The 17,784-nt window shown below is 70.4% G+C and carries 14 protein-coding genes and 1 pseudogene; 9 read left to right on the forward strand and 6 right to left on the reverse strand.

What is annotated here, in order from left to right:
• Positions 1 to 517 precede the first annotated feature (517 nt).
• Positions 518 to 1,548 (forward strand): annotated as a pseudogene (locus tag OG948_RS45470) (IS110 family transposase); the annotation flags it as partial.
• Positions 1,549 to 1,556: 8 nt separating this feature from the next.
• Here the strand turns inward: OG948_RS45470 and OG948_RS45475 are convergent.
• Positions 1,557 to 2,654, reverse strand: a complete 1,098-nt coding sequence (locus OG948_RS45475; RefSeq protein ID WP_331770881.1) for a winged helix DNA-binding domain-containing protein — start codon at positions 2,652 to 2,654, stop codon at positions 1,557 to 1,559.
• 428 nt (positions 2,655 to 3,082) lie between these two features.
• Positions 3,083 to 3,505, reverse strand: a complete 423-nt coding sequence (locus OG948_RS45480) for a VOC family protein (RefSeq protein ID WP_331770882.1) — start codon at positions 3,503 to 3,505, stop codon at positions 3,083 to 3,085.
• 304 nt (positions 3,506 to 3,809) lie between these two features.
• Here OG948_RS45480 and OG948_RS45485 point away from each other — a divergent pair, with 304 nt between their 5' ends.
• Complete coding sequence (locus OG948_RS45485) at positions 3,810 to 4,985, forward strand: WYL domain-containing protein (RefSeq protein WP_331770883.1); 1,176 nt, start codon at positions 3,810 to 3,812, stop codon at positions 4,983 to 4,985.
• 498 nt (positions 4,986 to 5,483) lie between these two features.
• Here OG948_RS45485 and OG948_RS45490 read toward each other — a convergent pair whose 3' ends face one another.
• The gene (locus tag OG948_RS45490; RefSeq protein WP_331770884.1) at positions 5,484 to 5,759 is read right to left on the reverse strand and encodes a hypothetical protein; all 276 of its coding nucleotides are present in this window, start codon (positions 5,757 to 5,759) and stop codon (positions 5,484 to 5,486) included.
• An 853-nt stretch (positions 5,760 to 6,612) separates the two neighbouring features.
• Positions 6,613 to 7,020, reverse strand: coding sequence for a helix-turn-helix transcriptional regulator (locus OG948_RS45495; protein ID WP_331770885.1), 408 nt, complete (start codon positions 7,018 to 7,020; stop codon positions 6,613 to 6,615).
• Between the two features lie 106 nt (positions 7,021 to 7,126).
• Here OG948_RS45495 and OG948_RS45500 point away from each other — a divergent pair, with 106 nt between their 5' ends.
• Positions 7,127 to 8,020 carry an NAD(P)-dependent oxidoreductase gene (locus tag OG948_RS45500; RefSeq protein WP_331770886.1) on the forward strand — a complete coding sequence of 298 codons (894 nt, stop codon included), beginning with the start codon at positions 7,127 to 7,129 and terminating at the stop codon, positions 8,018 to 8,020.
• Positions 8,021 to 8,196: 176 nt separating this feature from the next.
• Here OG948_RS45500 and OG948_RS45505 read toward each other — a convergent pair whose 3' ends face one another.
• Positions 8,197 to 8,517, reverse strand: coding sequence for a DUF6191 domain-containing protein (locus OG948_RS45505; protein WP_331770887.1), 321 nt, complete (start codon positions 8,515 to 8,517; stop codon positions 8,197 to 8,199).
• A gap of 606 nt (positions 8,518 to 9,123) precedes the next feature.
• Here OG948_RS45505 and OG948_RS45510 point away from each other — a divergent pair.
• Positions 9,124 to 9,471 (forward strand): hypothetical protein, encoded by a 348-nt coding sequence (locus OG948_RS45510; RefSeq protein ID WP_331770888.1) that lies wholly within the window; start codon positions 9,124 to 9,126, stop codon positions 9,469 to 9,471.
• A gap of 869 nt (positions 9,472 to 10,340) precedes the next feature.
• Positions 10,341 to 11,021, forward strand: coding sequence for a hypothetical protein (locus OG948_RS45515; protein WP_331770889.1), 681 nt, complete (start codon positions 10,341 to 10,343; stop codon positions 11,019 to 11,021).
• 512 nt (positions 11,022 to 11,533) lie between these two features.
• On the opposite strand, the gene OG948_RS45520 is transcribed toward OG948_RS45515, so the two are convergent.
• Entirely contained in the window at positions 11,534 to 12,418 is an 885-nt protein-coding gene (locus OG948_RS45520) for an aldo/keto reductase family oxidoreductase (protein ID WP_406300629.1), read from the reverse strand.
• A 93-nt stretch (positions 12,419 to 12,511) separates the two neighbouring features.
• Here OG948_RS45520 and OG948_RS45525 point away from each other — a divergent pair, with 93 nt between their 5' ends.
• The 4 genes from OG948_RS45525 (at position 12,512) to OG948_RS45540 (ending at position 17,758) form a co-directional block, all read left to right on the forward strand.
• The gene (locus tag OG948_RS45525) at positions 12,512 to 13,375 is read left to right on the forward strand and encodes a LysR family transcriptional regulator (RefSeq protein ID WP_331770890.1); all 864 of its coding nucleotides are present in this window, start codon (positions 12,512 to 12,514) and stop codon (positions 13,373 to 13,375) included.
• 1,108 nt (positions 13,376 to 14,483) lie between these two features.
• The gene (locus OG948_RS45530) at positions 14,484 to 15,590 is read left to right on the forward strand and encodes a substrate-binding domain-containing protein (RefSeq protein WP_331770891.1); all 1,107 of its coding nucleotides are present in this window, start codon (positions 14,484 to 14,486) and stop codon (positions 15,588 to 15,590) included.
• Between the two features lie 105 nt (positions 15,591 to 15,695).
• Positions 15,696 to 16,499, forward strand: a complete 804-nt coding sequence (locus OG948_RS45535) for an ATP-binding cassette domain-containing protein (RefSeq protein ID WP_331773518.1) — start codon at positions 15,696 to 15,698, stop codon at positions 16,497 to 16,499.
• Entirely contained in the window at positions 16,496 to 17,758 is a 1,263-nt protein-coding gene (locus tag OG948_RS45540) for an ABC transporter permease subunit (RefSeq protein ID WP_331770892.1), read from the forward strand. The genes OG948_RS45535 and OG948_RS45540 overlap by 4 nt, the downstream gene beginning before the upstream one ends.
• Positions 17,759 to 17,784 lie beyond the last annotated feature (26 nt).

Consider the following 17,784-nt stretch of genomic DNA (forward strand, 5'->3'; position numbering starts at 1 on the left):
CCCGGTCGGCGTTCCCCGACCGGGCCGGCGGGCGCGGGCACGGCGGGGATGAGGCGGGCCGAGCCCAGCCGGTCGTGCGCGGGGCGGCGCAGGCGACCCAGTCGATTTTCGCTCACGCGGCCTCAACAACCGCCGGCAGCCGGGTGTCCGGGGCCGAAGGACCGGGGCGGCACGAGGTACGCCACGGCACGGGCGCGGCAGCGGGCCCGATAGCGAAGAGCTCGGTAACCGTGTAGGGCAGGCGGCAGGTGCCGGTGCCGGGAGGCCCCGGCGCGGGAAGCCCCCGGCGCCGCCGGGTGAGACCGTGTGCGCTGGGGCGTCGGTGCGCGCCGGGGACGCCGCCCGAGGCCGGAGCCGGGGACGCGGATCGTGCTTGCGGGTGCTCGGTCGGTCCTACGTTGTTGGTGGGTTGGTTGGGCCGTCGTAAGGTCCAGAAATCCAGAGACGCCGGGTATGGCTTTCAGTCGGTTGCCCTCGATGGTTCCACTCACCTGGCCGCCCGGCGTCCCACGACGACGTCTGGGCGGTCGACGTCGCCGACGGCATGCCCACCTTGTGGATCAATCTGTTGCCGAACCCTGGCCGGCGACTCGTCTACATACCCGGCCTCGCGGTCAACCGGGCCTCCGCCGGCCATCGGGGCATGGGCAAGACCGCCGCCAAGGACGCGACCGTCATCACCGACCAGGCTCGCACGCACCGGGACCTGACCGTCGTCCAGCCGGACGACGAGCTCGCCGTCGAACTGCGGGTCCGCACCGACCGCCGCAGCGACCTCGGCGCCGACCGCACGCGTCGGATCAACCGCCTGCGCGGCCAACTCACCGGCATTCTTCCCGCGTTGGAACGCGCCCTCGATCTGGGCACGTCGGTCCGCCGGTTCTGCTGACCGGCTACCAGACCCCGGCCGCCCTGCGACGAACCGGCCTCAAGCGCCTGCTGAGCCGGCCGCACAATCGCAAGGTCCGTGGCGCGGAAGCTCTTGCCGAGGCTGCCATGGAGGCTGCCGAGCGTCAGCACACCACCCTTCCCGGGAGAAGGTCACCGCGCAGGTGATTCACACGCCGGCGAAGGAGGTGATGGGCCTCAACGAGCAGCTCGCCGAGATCGACAAGCTCATTGCGGCCCGGTTTCGCGAACACGACCTTGCCGAAGCGATCGAGACCACGCTCGGCATCGGCCCACTGCCGGGGCCGAGTTCCTGGCCTCCACCGCCGGCGACATGAACCGTTTCGGCAGCTCCGACCGCCTGGCCGGCCTTGCCGGAGTCGCCCCGGTCCCACGCGACTCCGGCAACGTCAACGGCAACCTGCACCGCCCCCGGCGCTACCACCGCGGCCTCCAACGCGTCTTCTACACCTCTGCGCTGATCAGCATTCGCTGCTGTGAGGAGTCCCGCCGGTTCTACGAGCGCAAGCGCGCCGAAGGCAAGCGCCACACCCAAGCCGTCCTCGCGCCGCCCGACGACGCGTCAACGTCCTGTGGGTCCTCATTCGTGACGGACGGTGGTGCTTCCAAGGTGAACTACCTGCCACAGTCGCTGCTTGACAACAGCATTAGGAGGTGGGTGGGTCGATCCGGATTCGATGGCTGTCGTTGTCGGAGAGGAACCCCGCCAGTTCCTGGCCCTGTTCGGTGATGGCCGTGCGGTCGGCTCGGGAGAAGGAGCGCAGTGGGGTGACGACCACGGTGCCGGTCTCGACGGTCCACGTCGCGGCGACCCGGCCGTCGACCAGGACGACGCGCGCACCGGCGACGGACAGGCCGCGGTGTTCGTAGTCGATGATCCGGGTGCGGTCGTGGTAGCCGAGGATCGCGTTGTCGAACGCCGGCAGGAACCGTACCGGGGCGGGCGTGTCCGGATCCGGACGCGGCGCGTCGGCAAGGTCCAACAGTTCCCGGCCCCGTTCGTCGCGGAAGCTCACCAGCTCCTCCCGGACCGCGGCGATCGCGGCCGGCAGCCCGGTGAGCCCGCACCAGGCGCGCAGGTCGGCCGAGGCGGCCGGCCCGAACGCGGCCAGATATCGCCGTACCAACGCCCGCCCCACCGGATCGGACCCGTCCGGCGCCGCCGGGTCCACCTCGCGTCCCAGCCAGGTGGCGAGCGGGAGGTGGCGTACGCCCGCCCTGGTGCGCCACAGTCCGCGCGGCGGCAGTTGCGCCATCGGGACCAGGGCGCCGGTCATCTCCCCCAGCGCCCGCGGTTCCGTCTTCGGCCACGTCTCGGCGAGCGCCCGGGTGATCTCCGCCGTCGTGTGGGGTTCGCCGTCGGCCATCACCGCCCGGCCCGCCGCGGCCAGCTCCTCGAGATCCACCCCGTCGAGATCGCGACGGTAGACCCCGAGGACCCGTTGGCGCAGCATGTCGTCGTGGCGCGCCCGCCAGGCCAGGACGTCCTCGGCGGTGACGAGATGGACGGTGCGACGCATCAGGGTGGTCCGTACGACGCGCCGTCCGGTCAGCAGACCCGAGAGCACCGCCGGATCGAACGCCCGCAGCCGCGACCAGAGCCCGAGGAACGGCTCCTGCGGCTCCTGCGCCTGCAGACCGCACAGGTGCGCGACGGCGTCCAGGGTCGGTACGTCCGCGCGATCGAGCAACAACTGCCGGGCCAGCGTCGCGCGGTTGAGCGCCCGCGTGTCGAGAACGATCATCGCCCGCACACCGCCGCACACTCGTCGACGGCCCGCCGGCGCGGCGACGCCGAGGCGATGCGCGGGGCGGAGTCCCGGGACGGGCCGCACGTCATCGTGCCCGGACGGTGCGGACCGACCCGGGTTCGGGTCCGTTCCAGGGGCCGCATCCTCATGGTGGGTGTTCCCTTCGATGGCTTGTCGGTGCCGGTCATGGCTTCGTCGGTCCCGCTCGACACCCCGGCGGTGGCGCTCGGCGGCTCCGTCGATCGCGGCGGACGCACCCGTCGCGTTCGTCGTTCTTCGCTCGTCGTTAGTCGTTCTTGGCTCTTGGCTCTTGGCTCTTCAAGTGCCGTCCCGCCGCGCTGCCGCCCCGTCACAGGAGCGTCGCCCGGCAGCGTGATGGGAAGGCCGGACGACGCGCGCGCCTCCCCTCACGCTCGCCGCTCTCACCCGCTGTACGGACTCGCCACGTCCAGCACCCAGACGACGCCGAAGCGATCCGTGAGCATCCCGTAGAGCGGAGCCCACTGCGCCGGCGCCAACGGCTGCACGATGCTCGCCCCGGCGGAGAGCTTCTCCCAGTACGTCGTGATCTCCTTCGTGTCCTCGCCGCGAAGGGAGACGAAGAACGAGTTCACACCCCGATCCCACGGCATCCCCGAGGGCACGTCGTACGCCATCACGTGGAAGCCGTTGTCCGCGACCACCTGACCCCACATCACCTGCCCCGCCGCGGCGGGATCCGACACGTTCCCGGCATCCCCGTACGTGACGACGGCGATGTCACCACCGAACACGGACCGGTAGAACTCGAGCGCCACCCGAGCCTCGCCCCGGAAGTTCAGATGAGTGACCGACTTGACCGACATTCCTGGCTCCTGACCTTCGATGATCGCCTTCTCCGGACGCCACGCGGCGCCCGCCGTACCGAACCGTGGACCACGGACCACACCGCGGTCCGCGCAGCGCAGAGCACGCACCGCTCACCACCGACCACCGAACGCAGACCGCAGAGCGCGAAGCGCGCTCACCACGGATCGCGATCACGCCGACGGTGTCTCTGCCGGTAGCGGGGTGCCTCCGCTGGTCCGTCCGTTCTCGCTGTCCGGCCCGAGATCACAGTCGCAGCAGAAGAGGTCAGGGTGTGGCCGCTTCTGGAGGCATCATGGAGCCATGCAGAAGACCTCGGCCCGATTGCTCTCGCTGCTCTCGCTGCTCCAGGCACGCCGGGACTGGCCCGGGGCGCTGCTGGCCGAGCGCCTCGACATCAGCCCGCGCACCGTGCGCCGCGACGTCGACCGGCTGCGCGAACTCGGCTACCCCATCGTGGCCTTCAAGGGACCCGACGGCGGGTACCGACTCGACGCCGGCACGGAACTGCCGCCGCTGCTGTTCGACGACGAGCAGGCCGTCGCCCTCGCCGTCGCCCTCCGGATCGCCACCACGACCGGTGCCGGCATCGAGGAGGCCGCCGCACGCGCGCTGACCACCGTCCGCCAGGTCATGCCCGCCCGCCTGCGCCGTCGCATCGACACCTTCGAGGTCACCGCCGTCGCGCGACCCACGACCCGACCGAACCCACAGGTCGACAGCGGCGTGCTCATGACCCTGGGCGCCGCAGTCCACGCCCGCGAAGTGCTGCGCTTCGACTACGCCCTCACATCCCCACCGGAAGCCGGCGCAGGCAAAGGCAAAGGCGGCCGAGGCAGCGACAACGGCAACCGCAACGACGAAGGCTGCGCGCTCCCCCCTCCGCGCCGGGTACAGCCCCACCACATCGTCACCTGGAGCGGCCGCTGGTACCTCGTCGCCTGGGACCTCGACCGCGAGGACTGGCGTACCTTCCGCGCCGACCGGATCACCCCGCGCACTCCCACCGGACCCCGCTTCACCCCGCGTGAACTGCCCGGCGGGGTCGACGTGTCCGCCTTCGTCGCCGGCAGGTTCCACGGATCCGACAACTCGGACGACTGGCCCTGCCGCGGCGAGGTGATCCTCGACCTGCCCGCCGCCGACGTGTCCCGCTACAGCCGCGACGGACTCGTCGAGGAACTCGGGCCGGACCGCTGCCGGTTGTTCCTCGGCTCGTGGTCGTGGCCCGGTCTGGCCGCGACGATCGGCGGCTTCGACGCCGACATCGAAGTCGTCGGCCCGGCCGAACTCAGGGACGCCTTCGCACACTTGGCCCGCCGCTACGCAAAGGCCGCGACCAACACACCCGCCACGCCGCCCCCGACCCGAGCCGGCGAACGTCCCGACGCCGCGGGTTCGGAAGCCGGCCCGGGTTCGGAGGCCCCGGGTTCGGAGGCCGGCTCGGGCCAGGATGCGGGACATCGTCACCTCGGGTAGTCGGGTGTACCGAACCACCGCCTCCGTGACCTTGGGGTCCGGGTCGCCCAGCAGGGCCGGAGCGCGTGATCGACTCGGCCGGGCGTTGCCCGCCGCGCAGACGCGCACCCGGGACTCGGGATCGTGGCTCAGGCGTTCGACCAGGTCGGGCGGGCTCCGCCGGCTCAGCGCCGCGAGCGCGCGCAGGTGCGGGGTCGCGGGAATCGGCGAACCGGCGCAGCGCCGCCGGCGGAAAACGGGGATGGGCGATCGCCGGTCCGCCCGGCCCGGCGCAGCGGCGGTATCCGGCCCACCAGGGGTTGGGTCGGGGCGTCGGGGTGGTGCTCGGCCAGGATCCGGCGTACGCGGTGATCCGGGTCGGTCGCGAGTCGGCCACGGCGTCCGAGGGAAGCGCCGGGCTGCGCGCAACGCTGCGGCGGAAGGCGGGATGCGGGCTGTCCAGGTAGCGCAGAAGCAGGTCGACGTCGTCGAGGCGATCGACGAGCCAGTCCACCGTGTTCAGGCATCCGCCGGCCACGGGCGAATCGCCGCGCATTCCTCGGGCCCGACGTCCGGACGCATCGCGACACGGCTGCGGACCGTTGCCGAGACGTCCTCGGCAAGCAACGCGCGGGTCGACGCGGGCAGGGTCGGATCGGCCGCGACCGCGGCGCGTACCCGCGGATCCGGGTGGCCCACGAACTCGGCCGCCTTGGCCGCCTCGGCCACGTCCAGCGGCGTCACCAGCGCGAACCGCCGGGCCGACGCCGGGTCGGCGAGCAGCGCGCGGCGCACCTCCGGGGGGGCGATGGCCCGGTACGTACAGCGCGAGGTCGCGGCGCGTGGCCTCGTCCGCAGTGGCTTCGAGCGTGGTCCGACCGGCCGTCGGGAGCGTACGCCGGCGTTGCAACAGGCCCGGTCGGACGAGCCGGTCGCGGTCCCGGGCCGGCAACTCGGCCAGGTCGTCGGGGAGATGGGGGACGACGGTGAGGACCCGGCGTACCCTCGGATCGAGGTCGATCGCCAGGCGAGCGTAGACGGCGTGCGGGAGTTCGGGAACGTCACCGAGTCCGCCGACTCCTCCGATTCCTCCGAAGCGCGCCTCGACGCACGCGCGGCGGATTGCCGGATCCGGGTCGGTGCGCAAGGCGATCCGAATCTCCACGGCCAGGTCGGATCGATCGAGCAACCGCTCACGCACGGCCGCATCGGGATGGCCGAGCAACCGCCGTACCACTGCCTCGGGCAACCCGGCACGCCACCGAGGGAAACGAGCGTGGGCACATCCTCACTCTCCGCCAACCACCCCGACAAGGCGTCCGGGGTATGCGGATCGACGGCCAACATCGCGGCCAACCGAGCCCACCGCTCACCGGATCGCTCGACGAGGCCCCAACCGTCGACGCCGGAACCGCAGCCGTCGCGGTCGCCGTCGGTTCACCATGAACTCCCTTTATTCATGGGCCAGTTACCGAGAGAAGCCGGACAGCTGAGGTACCGCGCAGCACAGCCCCATGACCGGCACACACGGCCGGCGGAAGGCGGCACTCGGCGCATGGCCTCACTCTCCGCGCTCGGCGGCAACACAACCCACTCCCCGACCACGTGACCCGCCCCCGTCACCCCGCCGGGCATGGATGCCGCGCGCTCACAAGCCGAGCGGTTGGTCACCCCTCTCGCCCGTCGCCTCGGAGGCGCCCGGAGCCTCCGTCGCCTCCACGGGCCCCGTCGCATCCGGCGACGGGACGCCTTCGAGACGGATCAGGTTGGCCAGAAGCCCCGGGAACCGTTGATCGAACTCGGGTTCACGAAGACGCAGCAGCATCCCGGTACCGGTGTTGCGTTGCACGATCAGGCCCGCCTCGCGCAGCACCTTCCAGTGGTACGAGCGGGTGGACTTGGTCCCGGGCACCGCGAACGCCGAACACGGCTGCTCACGGTTCGGATCCGCGGCCAGCGCGACCACCACCGCACGCCGGTGGTCGTCGGACAGCGCGGCGAAGACGGCGCTCAACGGCACGTCGTCGAGCGACGGGTGGTGCATCTGGACGGGCATCCCGCATCCGCTCCTTGCTTCGACCCCACGGTTGCCGGCGCATGCCGTGGGTGTCTACGGTACCTGGGTACGAAGATTTTCGAACCACCCGATGCGGAGCCATGCCATGACAAGCACCCAGCCCACCCCGATTCGACCCACCGTCGCCGTATTGGGCACCGGCATCATCGGCGCCGCCATCGCCCGCAACCTGTCCCGGGACGACTTCCCGGTGCGGGCGTGGAACCGTACGCCCGACAAGGCCGCGGCACTGACCACCGACGGCGTGACGGCCACGGCGTCACCCGCCGACGCGGTCACCGGCGCGGGCATCGTGCTCACCGTGCTCAACGACGGCCCGCGCGTCCTGGACGCGATGCGCGCGGCGGCACCGGGGCTGCGCCCGGGCACGGTGTGGGTGCAGATCAGCACGGTCGGCGTCGACGCGCTGGACGACCTGGTCGTCTTCGCCCGCGAACACGAACTGACCCTCGTGGACGCCCCGGTCCAGGGCACCCGGGGACCCGCCGAACAGGGGCAGTTGGTCGTCCTGGCGGCGGGCACTCCGGCGATCCGGGAAGCCGTACAGCCTCTGTTCGACACGATCGGTCGGCGCACCCTGTGGGTCGGCGAGGACGGTACCTCCGGCGCGGCCACCCGACTCAAGCTCGTCCTCAACACGTGGGTCCTGGCGCTGACCCACGGCGTCGGCGAGGCCCTGGCCCTGGCCAAGGGCCTGGACGTGGACCCGCAACTGTTCCTGGACGTCGTCGGCGGCAGCCCGATGGACAGCGGCTACCTCCAACTCAAGTCCGCCGCCATCCTCTCCGACGACTACACCCCCAGCTTCTCGGTGGACAACGCGGAGAAGGACGCCCGCCTGGTCCTCCAGGCCGCCGAACACGCGGGCATCCGCATGGACGTGGTCGCAGCCGGCGCGGCGCGCTTCCGCCGCGCCTCCGAACAGGGCCATGGCGACCAGGACATGGCAGCGGCCTACTTCGCCGCCTTCGACAAGTAACCCAACCGCGCGCCGCCCCGTATCCACATCCGTCCGACGACGCCTCCGCCCGGGCCGCGCTCGGCGCGGATCGCCCTGCCCGACACCAACCACCTTCTCCCGTCCGGCAGTTCGAATCCGGACCGGGTCACCACACCGGACAGCCGATCGCGGCGGGTGGGGGCGCTTCCCGCCTCCTACCGACCGGCCCGCGGCATGCGGACGACTGCCGTACCGCGCTCCAGATCCACCGTCGTCCGGTTCGGTGGCGCCCCGTCCTCCTCGTCGTCCCGCAGCAGCAGCGCCGTCTGCCGCTCCTTGAGCTCGCTCTGCTTCCCCGGCGAGAAAGTGGCATGCAGTTGCTCGAAGCCGGTGGCCGAAACCTGCCCCCGACTCCCACTGTTCCGCCACGGCAACAGCCCGGCCCTCCCGGCCCGGAGCATCATCTGATCGACGAACGCCACGACCGTCAGCAGAACGACCATGGTCGGCAGGGTCATGAAGACGATGAGTTCCATGTCATCAGTATCAACACGGAAACCCCAACCTCACCCACCTCGCGCAAAACCTTTTCGTTCCCGCCGAAACAGTGGGCCGCCCCAAGCGAACAGCGCATGGCCACAACACCTTTCACCGTCCACGATCGCCGCGCTCCCGGCTGGGCGCCGATCTCCCAACGCCCGCGACCGCGTCGAAGCGGGGTGGGGCGGAACCGCGTGGGTCGAGGCCGGTCGATCGAGACCGGGCCACGCCGGAGCGGGGTGGGCTGTACCGGGCCTGGACCGGGGCACAGCAGGCCAAGATCGGAGCGGGATCGAGCCGGGGTGAGACGAGGCCGGGGCCGAACCGGGGCGGGGCGGGGCCGGGCCGGGGCCGAACCGGGGCGAGACGAGGCCGGGGCGGGTGGGGGTGGCGCCGGGCCGGGGCCGAGGCAAGGCGAGGGCCGGGCCGGGGCCCGGCCTGGCCATCGCCGGGCCGCAGACGGGCGACCCCGGGATCCGGCCCGGCGCGGGGGCTCGCGCCGGCCTGCGCACGCCCAACGCGGACGACGATCACCGGTACGTGTTCGCCGAGTTCACGTCGGCGTGGCCGGCGTGGCCGTGCCCTGACGTAGGCTCGACGCCATGGGTGGCTTCCTGGGATTCCTGACGGTCGCCGGTTGCCTCGGCACGATGTTGGCCTGCTGCGTATGGCTGGCCGCGCACGTTCGACGCCGAGGACTCGCCGGCGCGGCCATCCGCGGGGCCATGGCGTCCTACGACGAGGCGCTGCACGGCACCGCGAACGACGCGCACCTCGAGATTCGAGTCCAAGCACAGCGCAAGGTCCCGATGCGCTCCCCCGACGATCCTTGGCATCCTCACCAGGCCGAACTCACCCGCCCGGAGCCGCCGCACCACCCCGTCCACACCCGACGGCCCCGCCGCCCGCACCTCCTCCCCCGCCTCATTCGCCGCCACCCGCGCCGCTGACCGAGCCCGTCCGGCGACGCACCCCGGGACCGGCACCATCCATCCAACCCACTCGGCGCCCCCGGACCGCCCTCGTCAGCGAGCCCGAACAATCACCCCAAGAACACCCGACCAAAACGAGAGCACCGCTCCAAGACGCGAGCACCTAACCAGAAAAGAGCAGCGCTCCGAAACACGGTCGTCTGACCGGGCAAGAGCGGTGCTCGGAGAGGCGGGAACCCGACCAGGCGAAAGCAGTCTTCGCAGCGCGGGCACCCGACCAGCGAGAGCAGTGCTCCGAAACGCGAGCACTTGCCCAAGTCGAGAGCACTACACCGAGCCAAGAGCACTGCTCAGGATGGCGCAAACACCCAGCCAATACCCGACCACGCCCTCGAAACAAGAACCTCCATAGCCGAGAGCGCCCGCCCAAAACGAGAGCACCGCTCCAAGACGCGAGCACGTATGCAAGGGCAGAACGCCGCACCGAGGCGAGTGTCGGCGACGCGTGAATCTTTCAGCCGTCGCCGACGGAAGAGAGCACCGCTCAGGGGCGCGAGCACCCGGCCGAAACACGACCACACGCCCGAGCCGAGCATTCCGGACTCGAGAGCGCGCAACCGAAACGAGAGCACCGCTCCGCGACGCGAGCACCTGATCAAGGCGAGAGCACCGCTCCGAGGGTCTGCATCTGATGTAGGCGAGAGCACCGCTCCGAGCCACGAGCACCGATCCAGGCGAGAGCGGAAGATTCGAGAGCAGGGGTTTGATCCCGGTGAGCTCTCATCTCCAACCGTCACCAGTTGACCTGCCTGGCTCCCGCATCACTACTGACCGCGAGGCTCCTGCCGGGGGATCCGAGTGTCAGGGGCATCCGGTTGCATGAGCACGTGACCGTCTACGAGGTAGCTCGCCGGCTCCCCACCATCGCCGACCTGCGGGACCTGTGCCGATCGCTGGCGATGCTCGATGCGATCCTGAGCCCGGCATGGGAGGACCGGTACTACTCCTTCAACGCCCGTTGGGCCGAGGGGGAAGAGATGGCCTCGATGCGCAATGGGTCGGGGGACGAGTACTCCATCGTGTTCTCGCCGGCCGGGGCCTACGTCCGCGGCTTCGACCACGAAGCGCCGATGAGCCCGTATGGCAACGATGGCGAGCCCTGGCCGGGAGTGATCGACGATGTCCCGGATTCCTTCAGACCCTTTGTCGAGGAGCCGGCGTTCACCGACGAGGACAACGTGCCGGTCGTGACGGCTTGTCTGTGGCGGGGGACGGCGGACGATCGGTGGCAACACGGCACGATCGACTTCCCTGCCGGTCGTACCGACGCTGACGGGGCAACGGCCCTGTTCGAGCTCTTGGTCGACCGATCGCCGGAAGCCTTCCGGCGCTTCGCCGAGGACTACTACGAGGTACCCGTGGATCTCGAGGCGGTGTACGACGTTTATGCCTTGCGACCCCTGAGCCACAAGGTCGTGTCATCACTGAATTCGGAGGTCACCCTCGCCGACCTGGCCGAGGACATCGCGGAGATCGGCTACCCGCAGCCGAACCGGGACACGACCTGAGCTTCAACTGTCGCTGACCTGTCGGGGATTCCGGCCGGACGGTGACGGTAGGTGGACACCTGCGGCGTATCGACTCCACGTTCCGCAGGTCTCCCGCCATGGGAGCAACTGGTGGTCTTGTCGTGGTGGCCGAGAGCGTCTGCGACAACGGGGCGGATGGTTCGAGGAGTTGCCGGCGCATGGCGGCGCCGCGGGTTGCGGTGATCGGGACGCCGATCTCGCCCGGGAGCCCGGACGGGTGATCGGAGCGGGCAGGCCGGCCTGTCCTGCGGCCACGGGGCTGGAGTCGTCGCGTTCCTGTGGGACCGCCGAAAACCGGACCTCGACCGTCACCACAGCCCGACGAGTAGAGCGCGTCCCTCACGCGGAACCGCAGCTCTGGCGCGGTGGAGCCGTCTCCGGCGGCGCCACCGCGCTGCGGCGTAGGTGAACACACCTGTCGGTCACCAACGACGGGATCCGCATCGCGCCGCCGCTGCCCCTGGTCTGCTGGAGCCGGGCCGGGCGCGGCACTAGTGGCCGATGTTGTCCAGCTCGGCGAGGTCCTCGTCGGAGAGCGGGAGTCGTGCGCCGGCGACGTTCTCGCGCAGGTGCGCTATCGACGAAGTGCCGGGGATGAGCAGGATGTTCGGCGACCGCCGCAGCAGCCAGGCCAGGGCGACCGACATCGGTGTCGCAGTCAGCCGGGTGGCCACGGCAGAAAGCGCCGTGGACTGCAGCGGGGTGAAGCCGCCGAGCGGGAAGAAGGGCACGTAGGCGATGCCCTTGTCGGCGAGTTCGTCGATCAGTTCGTCGTCCTGACGGTAGGCGAGGTTGTACATGTTCTGTACGCACACGATCGGCGCGATCGCCTGTGCCTCGGCGACCTGTTCCGGCGTCGCGTTGCTCACTCCGAGGTGTCGGATCAGGCCCTGTTGCCGGAGTTCGACGAGGGCCTCGAAGGGCTCGGCGAGCGAGCCGGGCCGGGGGCCTTGGGCGTCGCCGAGTCGGAGATTCACCACGTCGAGCGCATCGAGGCCGAGGTCCTCGAGGTTCTCGCGGACGGCGCGGCGCAGGTCCTCGGGCTGTCGGGCAGGAGGCCAGCCGCCGTGCTGATCGCGGACCGCGCCGACCTTGGTCACGATGTGCAGCGATTCGGGATAGGGATGCAGCGCTTCACGGATCAGCCGGTTGGTGATGTGTGGTCCGTACGCTCCGGCGGTGTCGATATGGCTGATCCCGAGGTCGGCGGCCTCACACAGGACGGCGAGGGCACCGTCGCGGTCGGCGGGCGGGCCCATGACTCCTGGGCCGGTGAGTTGCATGGCGCCGTAGCCGAAGCGGGTGACGGTCAGATCACCCAAGGTCCAGGTGCCGCCGGGCGGTGAGGCGGAGGGGGTGTTCACGGTTTCGCTCATGCCGTCGATGCTCGCTCGTGGACAAGGGGTGCATCCAATACCGATGGAACGCCCTGTCATACCCGGTAGGTATCACCGAGGTAGGCTGCGGCCATGGACACCTTGGAGACCCGCGACCTGAGGTACTTCATCGCCGTCGCCGAGGAACTGCACTTCGGCCGCGCCGCCGAGCGCCTCGGCATGGCCCAGCCACCGTTGTCCCGGGCAATCCAACAACTCGAGCGGCGCCTCGGCGTCTCCCTGCTGAAACGCAACCGCCGCGGCGTCGCCCTGACCGTCGCCGGAGAGACGCTGCTGCACGAGGGCCGCGCGGCCCTCGACGCGACCACCGCTGCCGCCCGCCGCACCCGCCGCGCGGGTGGCGCCGACGATCCGGGCGGCCCCCGCCACCGTCTGGTGCTGGCGGTGAAGGCCGGCGCGTCTCACGAGCTGCTGCACAAGCTCCTCGACGCCTTCGCGGCCGAGCCCGACGCCACCGAAATCGAGGTGCTGCCGAGCGGCACCTGTGAGCAGGGCGAGATGTTGCGTGATGGCCGCGCCGATGTGGCGCTCATGCACACGCCGTTCAACTCCCTCACCGGGTTCGACAACGAGGAACTGATGACCGAGGGGCAGATCGCCATCCTGCCCGCCGGGCACCCCCTCGCCGCGCGCAAGACGCTGTCCCTGGCCGACGTCGGCGACATCCCCGATCTTCCACTCGCCCGCTGGTCCCGCGACGGCACGTACCCACCCGGCCCGGGCCCGGAGATCCACGACCAGACGCAACTCGCCCAGCTCATCGCCCTCGGACGCACCGTCGCAGTCTTCCCCGACTCCGCCCGCGCCTGGCTATGGGCCGAGCACACTGCCGTCCCCCTGGCCGACGCGCCCCCTGTCGTCACCCACATCGCGTGGCCCGCGCACAGCCGCTCCCTCGCCCTCGCCGGGCTGATCCGCACGGCTACACGGCTTTGACCCACCCTCGCCTTCCGTCGCCCCGACACACCGCCTGACGGCCGGCTCCCACACCCCACCACCGCCGCCGCCCACGGGCACGGCCGCGCCTCCGTGTACTGCCGACCTTCGCGCCGCCGGCGAGCGTGCCGGGCCGATGATCCCGCACGGGCTTGCCGCATCAACTCGTCGTCGTTGACGTCCTGCACCGCTCCACAACAGGAGCACACGATCGGAACGAGAGCACTGTTCCGCGACGCGAGCACCAGTTCAAGGCCGGATCACCGCTCCGCAACACGAGCACCCGATCAAAGCCAGAGCACCGCTCCGCAACACGAGCACCCGATCAAAGCCAGAGCACCGCTCCGCGACGCGAGCACCCGACCGAGACAAGAGCCCCCGTCGGAAGCGCGAGCACCCGCAGCTCGGTCCCGCTCCCACCCGCGCCTCCCGCCCGACGCACCCGCACCCGCACCCGCACCCGCACCCGCACCGAAACGCAACCGCTCAACCAAGGCAAGACCCCCGAAAAGGTTGCCGGGTCCCTCCTTGCCGTCCACCCGGCCTGCCTCAACACCCCAACGGGCAACCTAAGTTGTGGCTTGGAACTTAATCGGCCCCACAGCCCCACCCACCAGAGTTCGTGATCCGAAGACACTCGCCCCCGACCGAGCCATTTGATGTTGATTTCTGAAGACATCACCCACGAACAACTGGTTTTTGGTTCGCTTACGTTTCCCAACCGTTACCGAAACCGGCATTTCTCAGGGGTTCCGGGGTCTGGCGAACACCCGTTGGGCCTATTACGTTGTCGCCCACAACATTTAGGCAAACACCGCCTTCACCTGTTGCAGATACCCGCTTGTCGCACCCCCTCCGCATCCACCCGCCACCCATCGCACGTCGCGCACGGCACCCCGCACCACGCACGCCGCACGCCGCACGCCGCACGCCGCACAGCCCGCACCACCCGGCCGAGCACCCCCGCACCACCCAGCCACACAAACCCGGCCGCACCACCCCGCCAGGCAGCACCCCCACCAGGCACCACCACACCCGGCACCACCCCTCGACGACGCCTCCACGTCCCCCCGCCGGCCCCACCGGCGCGTGCCCGAAGGGATCCACCATGCGCAAGAGGTTCCTCGTGTCCGTCTCCGCCTGTGCCGTGCTCGCCGCCGGCACCCTCTCCGCCTGCTCCGACGACTCCGGCACCGGCTCGTCCGGCGCCACCAACGGCGGCGGCAAGAAGGCGAAGATCGGCGTGATCCTGCCCGACAGCAAGACGTCGGGCCGCTGGGAGACCAACGACCGCAAGTACCTCACCGAAGCGTTCAAGGCCGCCGGCGTCGACTACGACATCCAGAACGCGCAGGGCGACAAGTCGCAGTTCCAGACCCTCGCCGACCAGATGATCACCAACGGCGCGACCGTGCTGATCATCGTCAACCTGGACAGCGGTACCGGAAAGGCCGTCCTGGACAAGGCCAAGTCGCAGGGCGTCGCCACGATCGACTACGACCGGCTGACCCTCGGCGGCAGCGCGCAGTACTACGTCAGCTTCGACAACGTGAAGGTCGGCACGCTGATGGGCCAGGGCATCGAGAAGTGCCTGTCCGCCGCCAACGCCCAGAAGCCCACCGTCGCGATGCTCAACGGTTCGGCCACCGACAACAACGCGACGCTGCTCAAGCAGGGCTACGACGCGGTGCTCAAGCCGAAGTTCGACTCCGGCGAGTACGTCAAGGGCCCGGACCAGGCCGTCCCGGACTGGAACAACACCGAGGGCGCCAACATGTTCGAGCAGATGCTCACCCAGTCGCCGAACATCTCCGGCGTGGTGGCCGCCAACGACGGCCTGGGCAACGCCGCGATCTCGATCCTCAAGAAGCAGAAGCTCAACGGCAAGGTCCCGGTCACCGGGCAGGACGCGGAGACCACCGCGCTGCAGAACATCCTGGTCGGCGACCAGTGCATGACGGTGTACAAGGCGATCAAGAAGGAGGCCGACGCGGTCTCCGGACTGGCCGTGGCGTTGGCCAAGGGCCAGAAGCCGACCGTGCCCGCCACCGTGCGCGACCCCGAGGGCAAGCGCGACGTGCCGTCCGTGCTGCTGGAGCCGCTGGCCATCTACAAGGAGAACGTCAAGGACGTGGTCGCCGACGGTTACGTCACCAAGGACACCCTGTGCACCGGAGCGTACGCCGCCAAGTGCACCGAGTTCGGCATCAACTAGCCACCGGGACCGCGTAGTCGAGCCGGAGCCGACACCCACGAGGGTCGGTTCCGGCCCGGCGCGTACCCTGCCGCCACCCCGACGCGAGGAGCCCGCATCGTGGCCCTGTCCCCCACCCCCGCCCCGCCGCCCGCGGCCGATCCCGTGCTCGAACTGCGCGGCATCAACAAGAGTTTCGGCGCCGTGCACGTGCTGCGCGACGTGGACCTGTCCGTGTACGAGGGTCAGGTGACCGCGCTCGTCGGCGACAACGGCGCGGGCAAGTCGACCCTGGTCAAGTGCATCGGCGGCATCCACACCGCCGACTCCGGCGAGTACTTCTTCGACGGCGCGCCGGTCACCGTGAACAGCCCCCGCGACGCCTCCGAGCTCGGCGTCGAGATCGTCTATCAGGACCTCGCCCTGTGCGACAACCTCGACATCGTGCAGAACATGTTCCTCGGTCGGGAACGCCGGCGCGGCTGGGTGCTGGACGAGGACAGCATGGAGCAGATCGCCGAGGAGACCCTGGCCGGCCTGTCCGTACGCACCGTCTCCTCGATCCGCCAGCGCGTCTCCAGTCTCTCCGGCGGCCAGCGCCAGACCGTGGCGATCGCCAAGGCGGTGTTGTGGAACAGCAAGGTGGTCGTCCTGGACGAACCGACCGCCGCGCTCGGCGTCTCGCAGACCGCGCAGGTGCTCGAACTGGTCCGCCGGCTGGCCGACAACGGCCTGGCCGTCGTGCTCATCTCGCACAACATGAACGACGTGTTCGCGGTCGCCGACCGGATCGCGGTGCTCTACCTGGGCCGTACCGCCGCCCAGGTGAGCACGAGTGAGATCACCCATTCCCAGATCGTCGAACTCATCACGTCGGGGCAGACCGAGGCACTCGGTCCCGGCGCGGGTCGAAACGGAGTGAACCGATGACGAGCAGCGTCCTGCCTCTCGCCGAGAAGAGCGAGTCCGATGCGCCCACGTCGCCGGTGGTCACGCACATCAAGGACTACGTCGCCCGCCTGCGCGGCGGCGACACCGGCGCGATGCCCGCCGTGCTCGGCCTGGTGGTGCTGTGCACGGTCTTCGCGATCATGCGCCCGAGGTTCCTGAGCGCGGGCAACTTCGCCAACCTGTTCACCCAGGGCGCCGCGGTCACCGTGATCGCGATGGGATTGATCTTCGTCCTGGTACTGGGCGAGATCGACCTGTCCGCGGGCTTCGCCAGTGGGGTCTGTGCCGCGGTGCTCGCGGTGTTGCTGACCGAACACGGCTGGCCCTGGTACGCGGGCGTGCTCGCCGCCTTGGTCGTCGGCTCGGTGATCGGCCTGGTGCTCGGCGTACTGGTGGCCAAGGTCGGCATCCCCTCCTTCGTGGTCACCCTCGGCGCGTTCCTGGCCTTCCAGGGCGTGTCGCTGCTCCTGGTCAAGGGCGGCACCAACGTGCCGGTACGCGACTCGACCATCCTGGCCATCTCCAACCGCAACCTCGCGCCGATCGTGGGCTGGCTGCTGGCCGCCGCGACCGTGGGCGGATACGCGGCGCTGCAACTGCGGCGCAATCGCAACCGGATGCGGCGCGGCCTGAGCGCCGAACCGATCGCGATCACCGGGATCCGGGTCGGCACACTGGCCGTTCTGGTCGGCCTCGCGGTGTACGTGCTCAACCAGGAGCGCAGCCGCAACGTGGTGATCTCCTCGCTGCGCGGCGTGCCGATCGTGGTGCCGGTCCTGGTGGTGCTGTTGCTGGTGGGCACGTTCGTGCTGCGCCGCACGCCGTACGGGCTGAGCCTGTACGCGGTCGGCGGCAACCGCGAGGCGGCCCGCCGGGCGGGCATCAACGTGGACCGGGTGCGCATCTCGGCGTTCGTGATCTGTTCCACGATGGCCGCGATCGGCGGCATCGTCGCCGCGTCGCGGGCCAACTCGGTGGACTCCAACACCGGTGGCAGCAACGTGCTGTTGTACGCGGTGGGCGCCGCGGTGATCGGCGGCACCAGCCTGTTCGGCGGCAAGGGACGGGTGTTGGACGCGGTGCTCGGCGGGGCGGTGGTCGCGGTGATCGACAACGGCATGGGCCTCATGGGGTACAGCGCCGGCGTCAAGTACGTTGTCACCGGCGTCGTGCTGCTCCTCGCCGCCGGGGTCGACGCCCTGTCGCGGCGGCGGGCCGAAGCCGCCGGGCTGCGGTGACGCCGCCCTCCCCCTCGATCGACGCC

The sequence above is a fragment of the Embleya sp. NBC_00888 genome, from assembly GCF_045207655.1.
Lineage (GTDB): Bacteria > Actinomycetota > Actinomycetes > Streptomycetales > Streptomycetaceae > Embleya.

Coding starts and splice junctions, on each gene's coding strand:
- OG948_RS45475 (WP_331770881.1), bottom strand. CDS start 2,654: ATGATCGTTCTCGACACGCGGGCGCTCAACCGCGCGACGCTGGCCCGG.
- OG948_RS45480 (WP_331770882.1), bottom strand. CDS start 3,505: ATGTCGGTCAAGTCGGTCACTCATCTGAACTTCCGGGGCGAGGCTCGG.
- OG948_RS45485 (WP_331770883.1), top strand. CDS start 3,810: ATGCAGAAGACCTCGGCCCGATTGCTCTCGCTGCTCTCGCTGCTCCAG.
- OG948_RS45495 (WP_331770885.1), bottom strand. CDS start 7,020: ATGCCCGTCCAGATGCACCACCCGTCGCTCGACGACGTGCCGTTGAGC.
- OG948_RS45500 (WP_331770886.1), top strand. CDS start 7,127: ATGACAAGCACCCAGCCCACCCCGATTCGACCCACCGTCGCCGTATTG.
- OG948_RS45505 (WP_331770887.1), bottom strand. CDS start 8,517: ATGGAACTCATCGTCTTCATGACCCTGCCGACCATGGTCGTTCTGCTG.
- OG948_RS45510 (WP_331770888.1), top strand. CDS start 9,124: ATGGGTGGCTTCCTGGGATTCCTGACGGTCGCCGGTTGCCTCGGCACG.
- OG948_RS45520 (WP_406300629.1), bottom strand. CDS start 12,418: ATGAGCGAAACCGTGAACACCCCCTCCGCCTCACCGCCCGGCGGCACC.
- OG948_RS45525 (WP_331770890.1), top strand. CDS start 12,512: ATGGACACCTTGGAGACCCGCGACCTGAGGTACTTCATCGCCGTCGCC.
- OG948_RS45530 (WP_331770891.1), top strand. CDS start 14,484: ATGCGCAAGAGGTTCCTCGTGTCCGTCTCCGCCTGTGCCGTGCTCGCC.
- OG948_RS45540 (WP_331770892.1), top strand. CDS start 16,496: ATGACGAGCAGCGTCCTGCCTCTCGCCGAGAAGAGCGAGTCCGATGCG.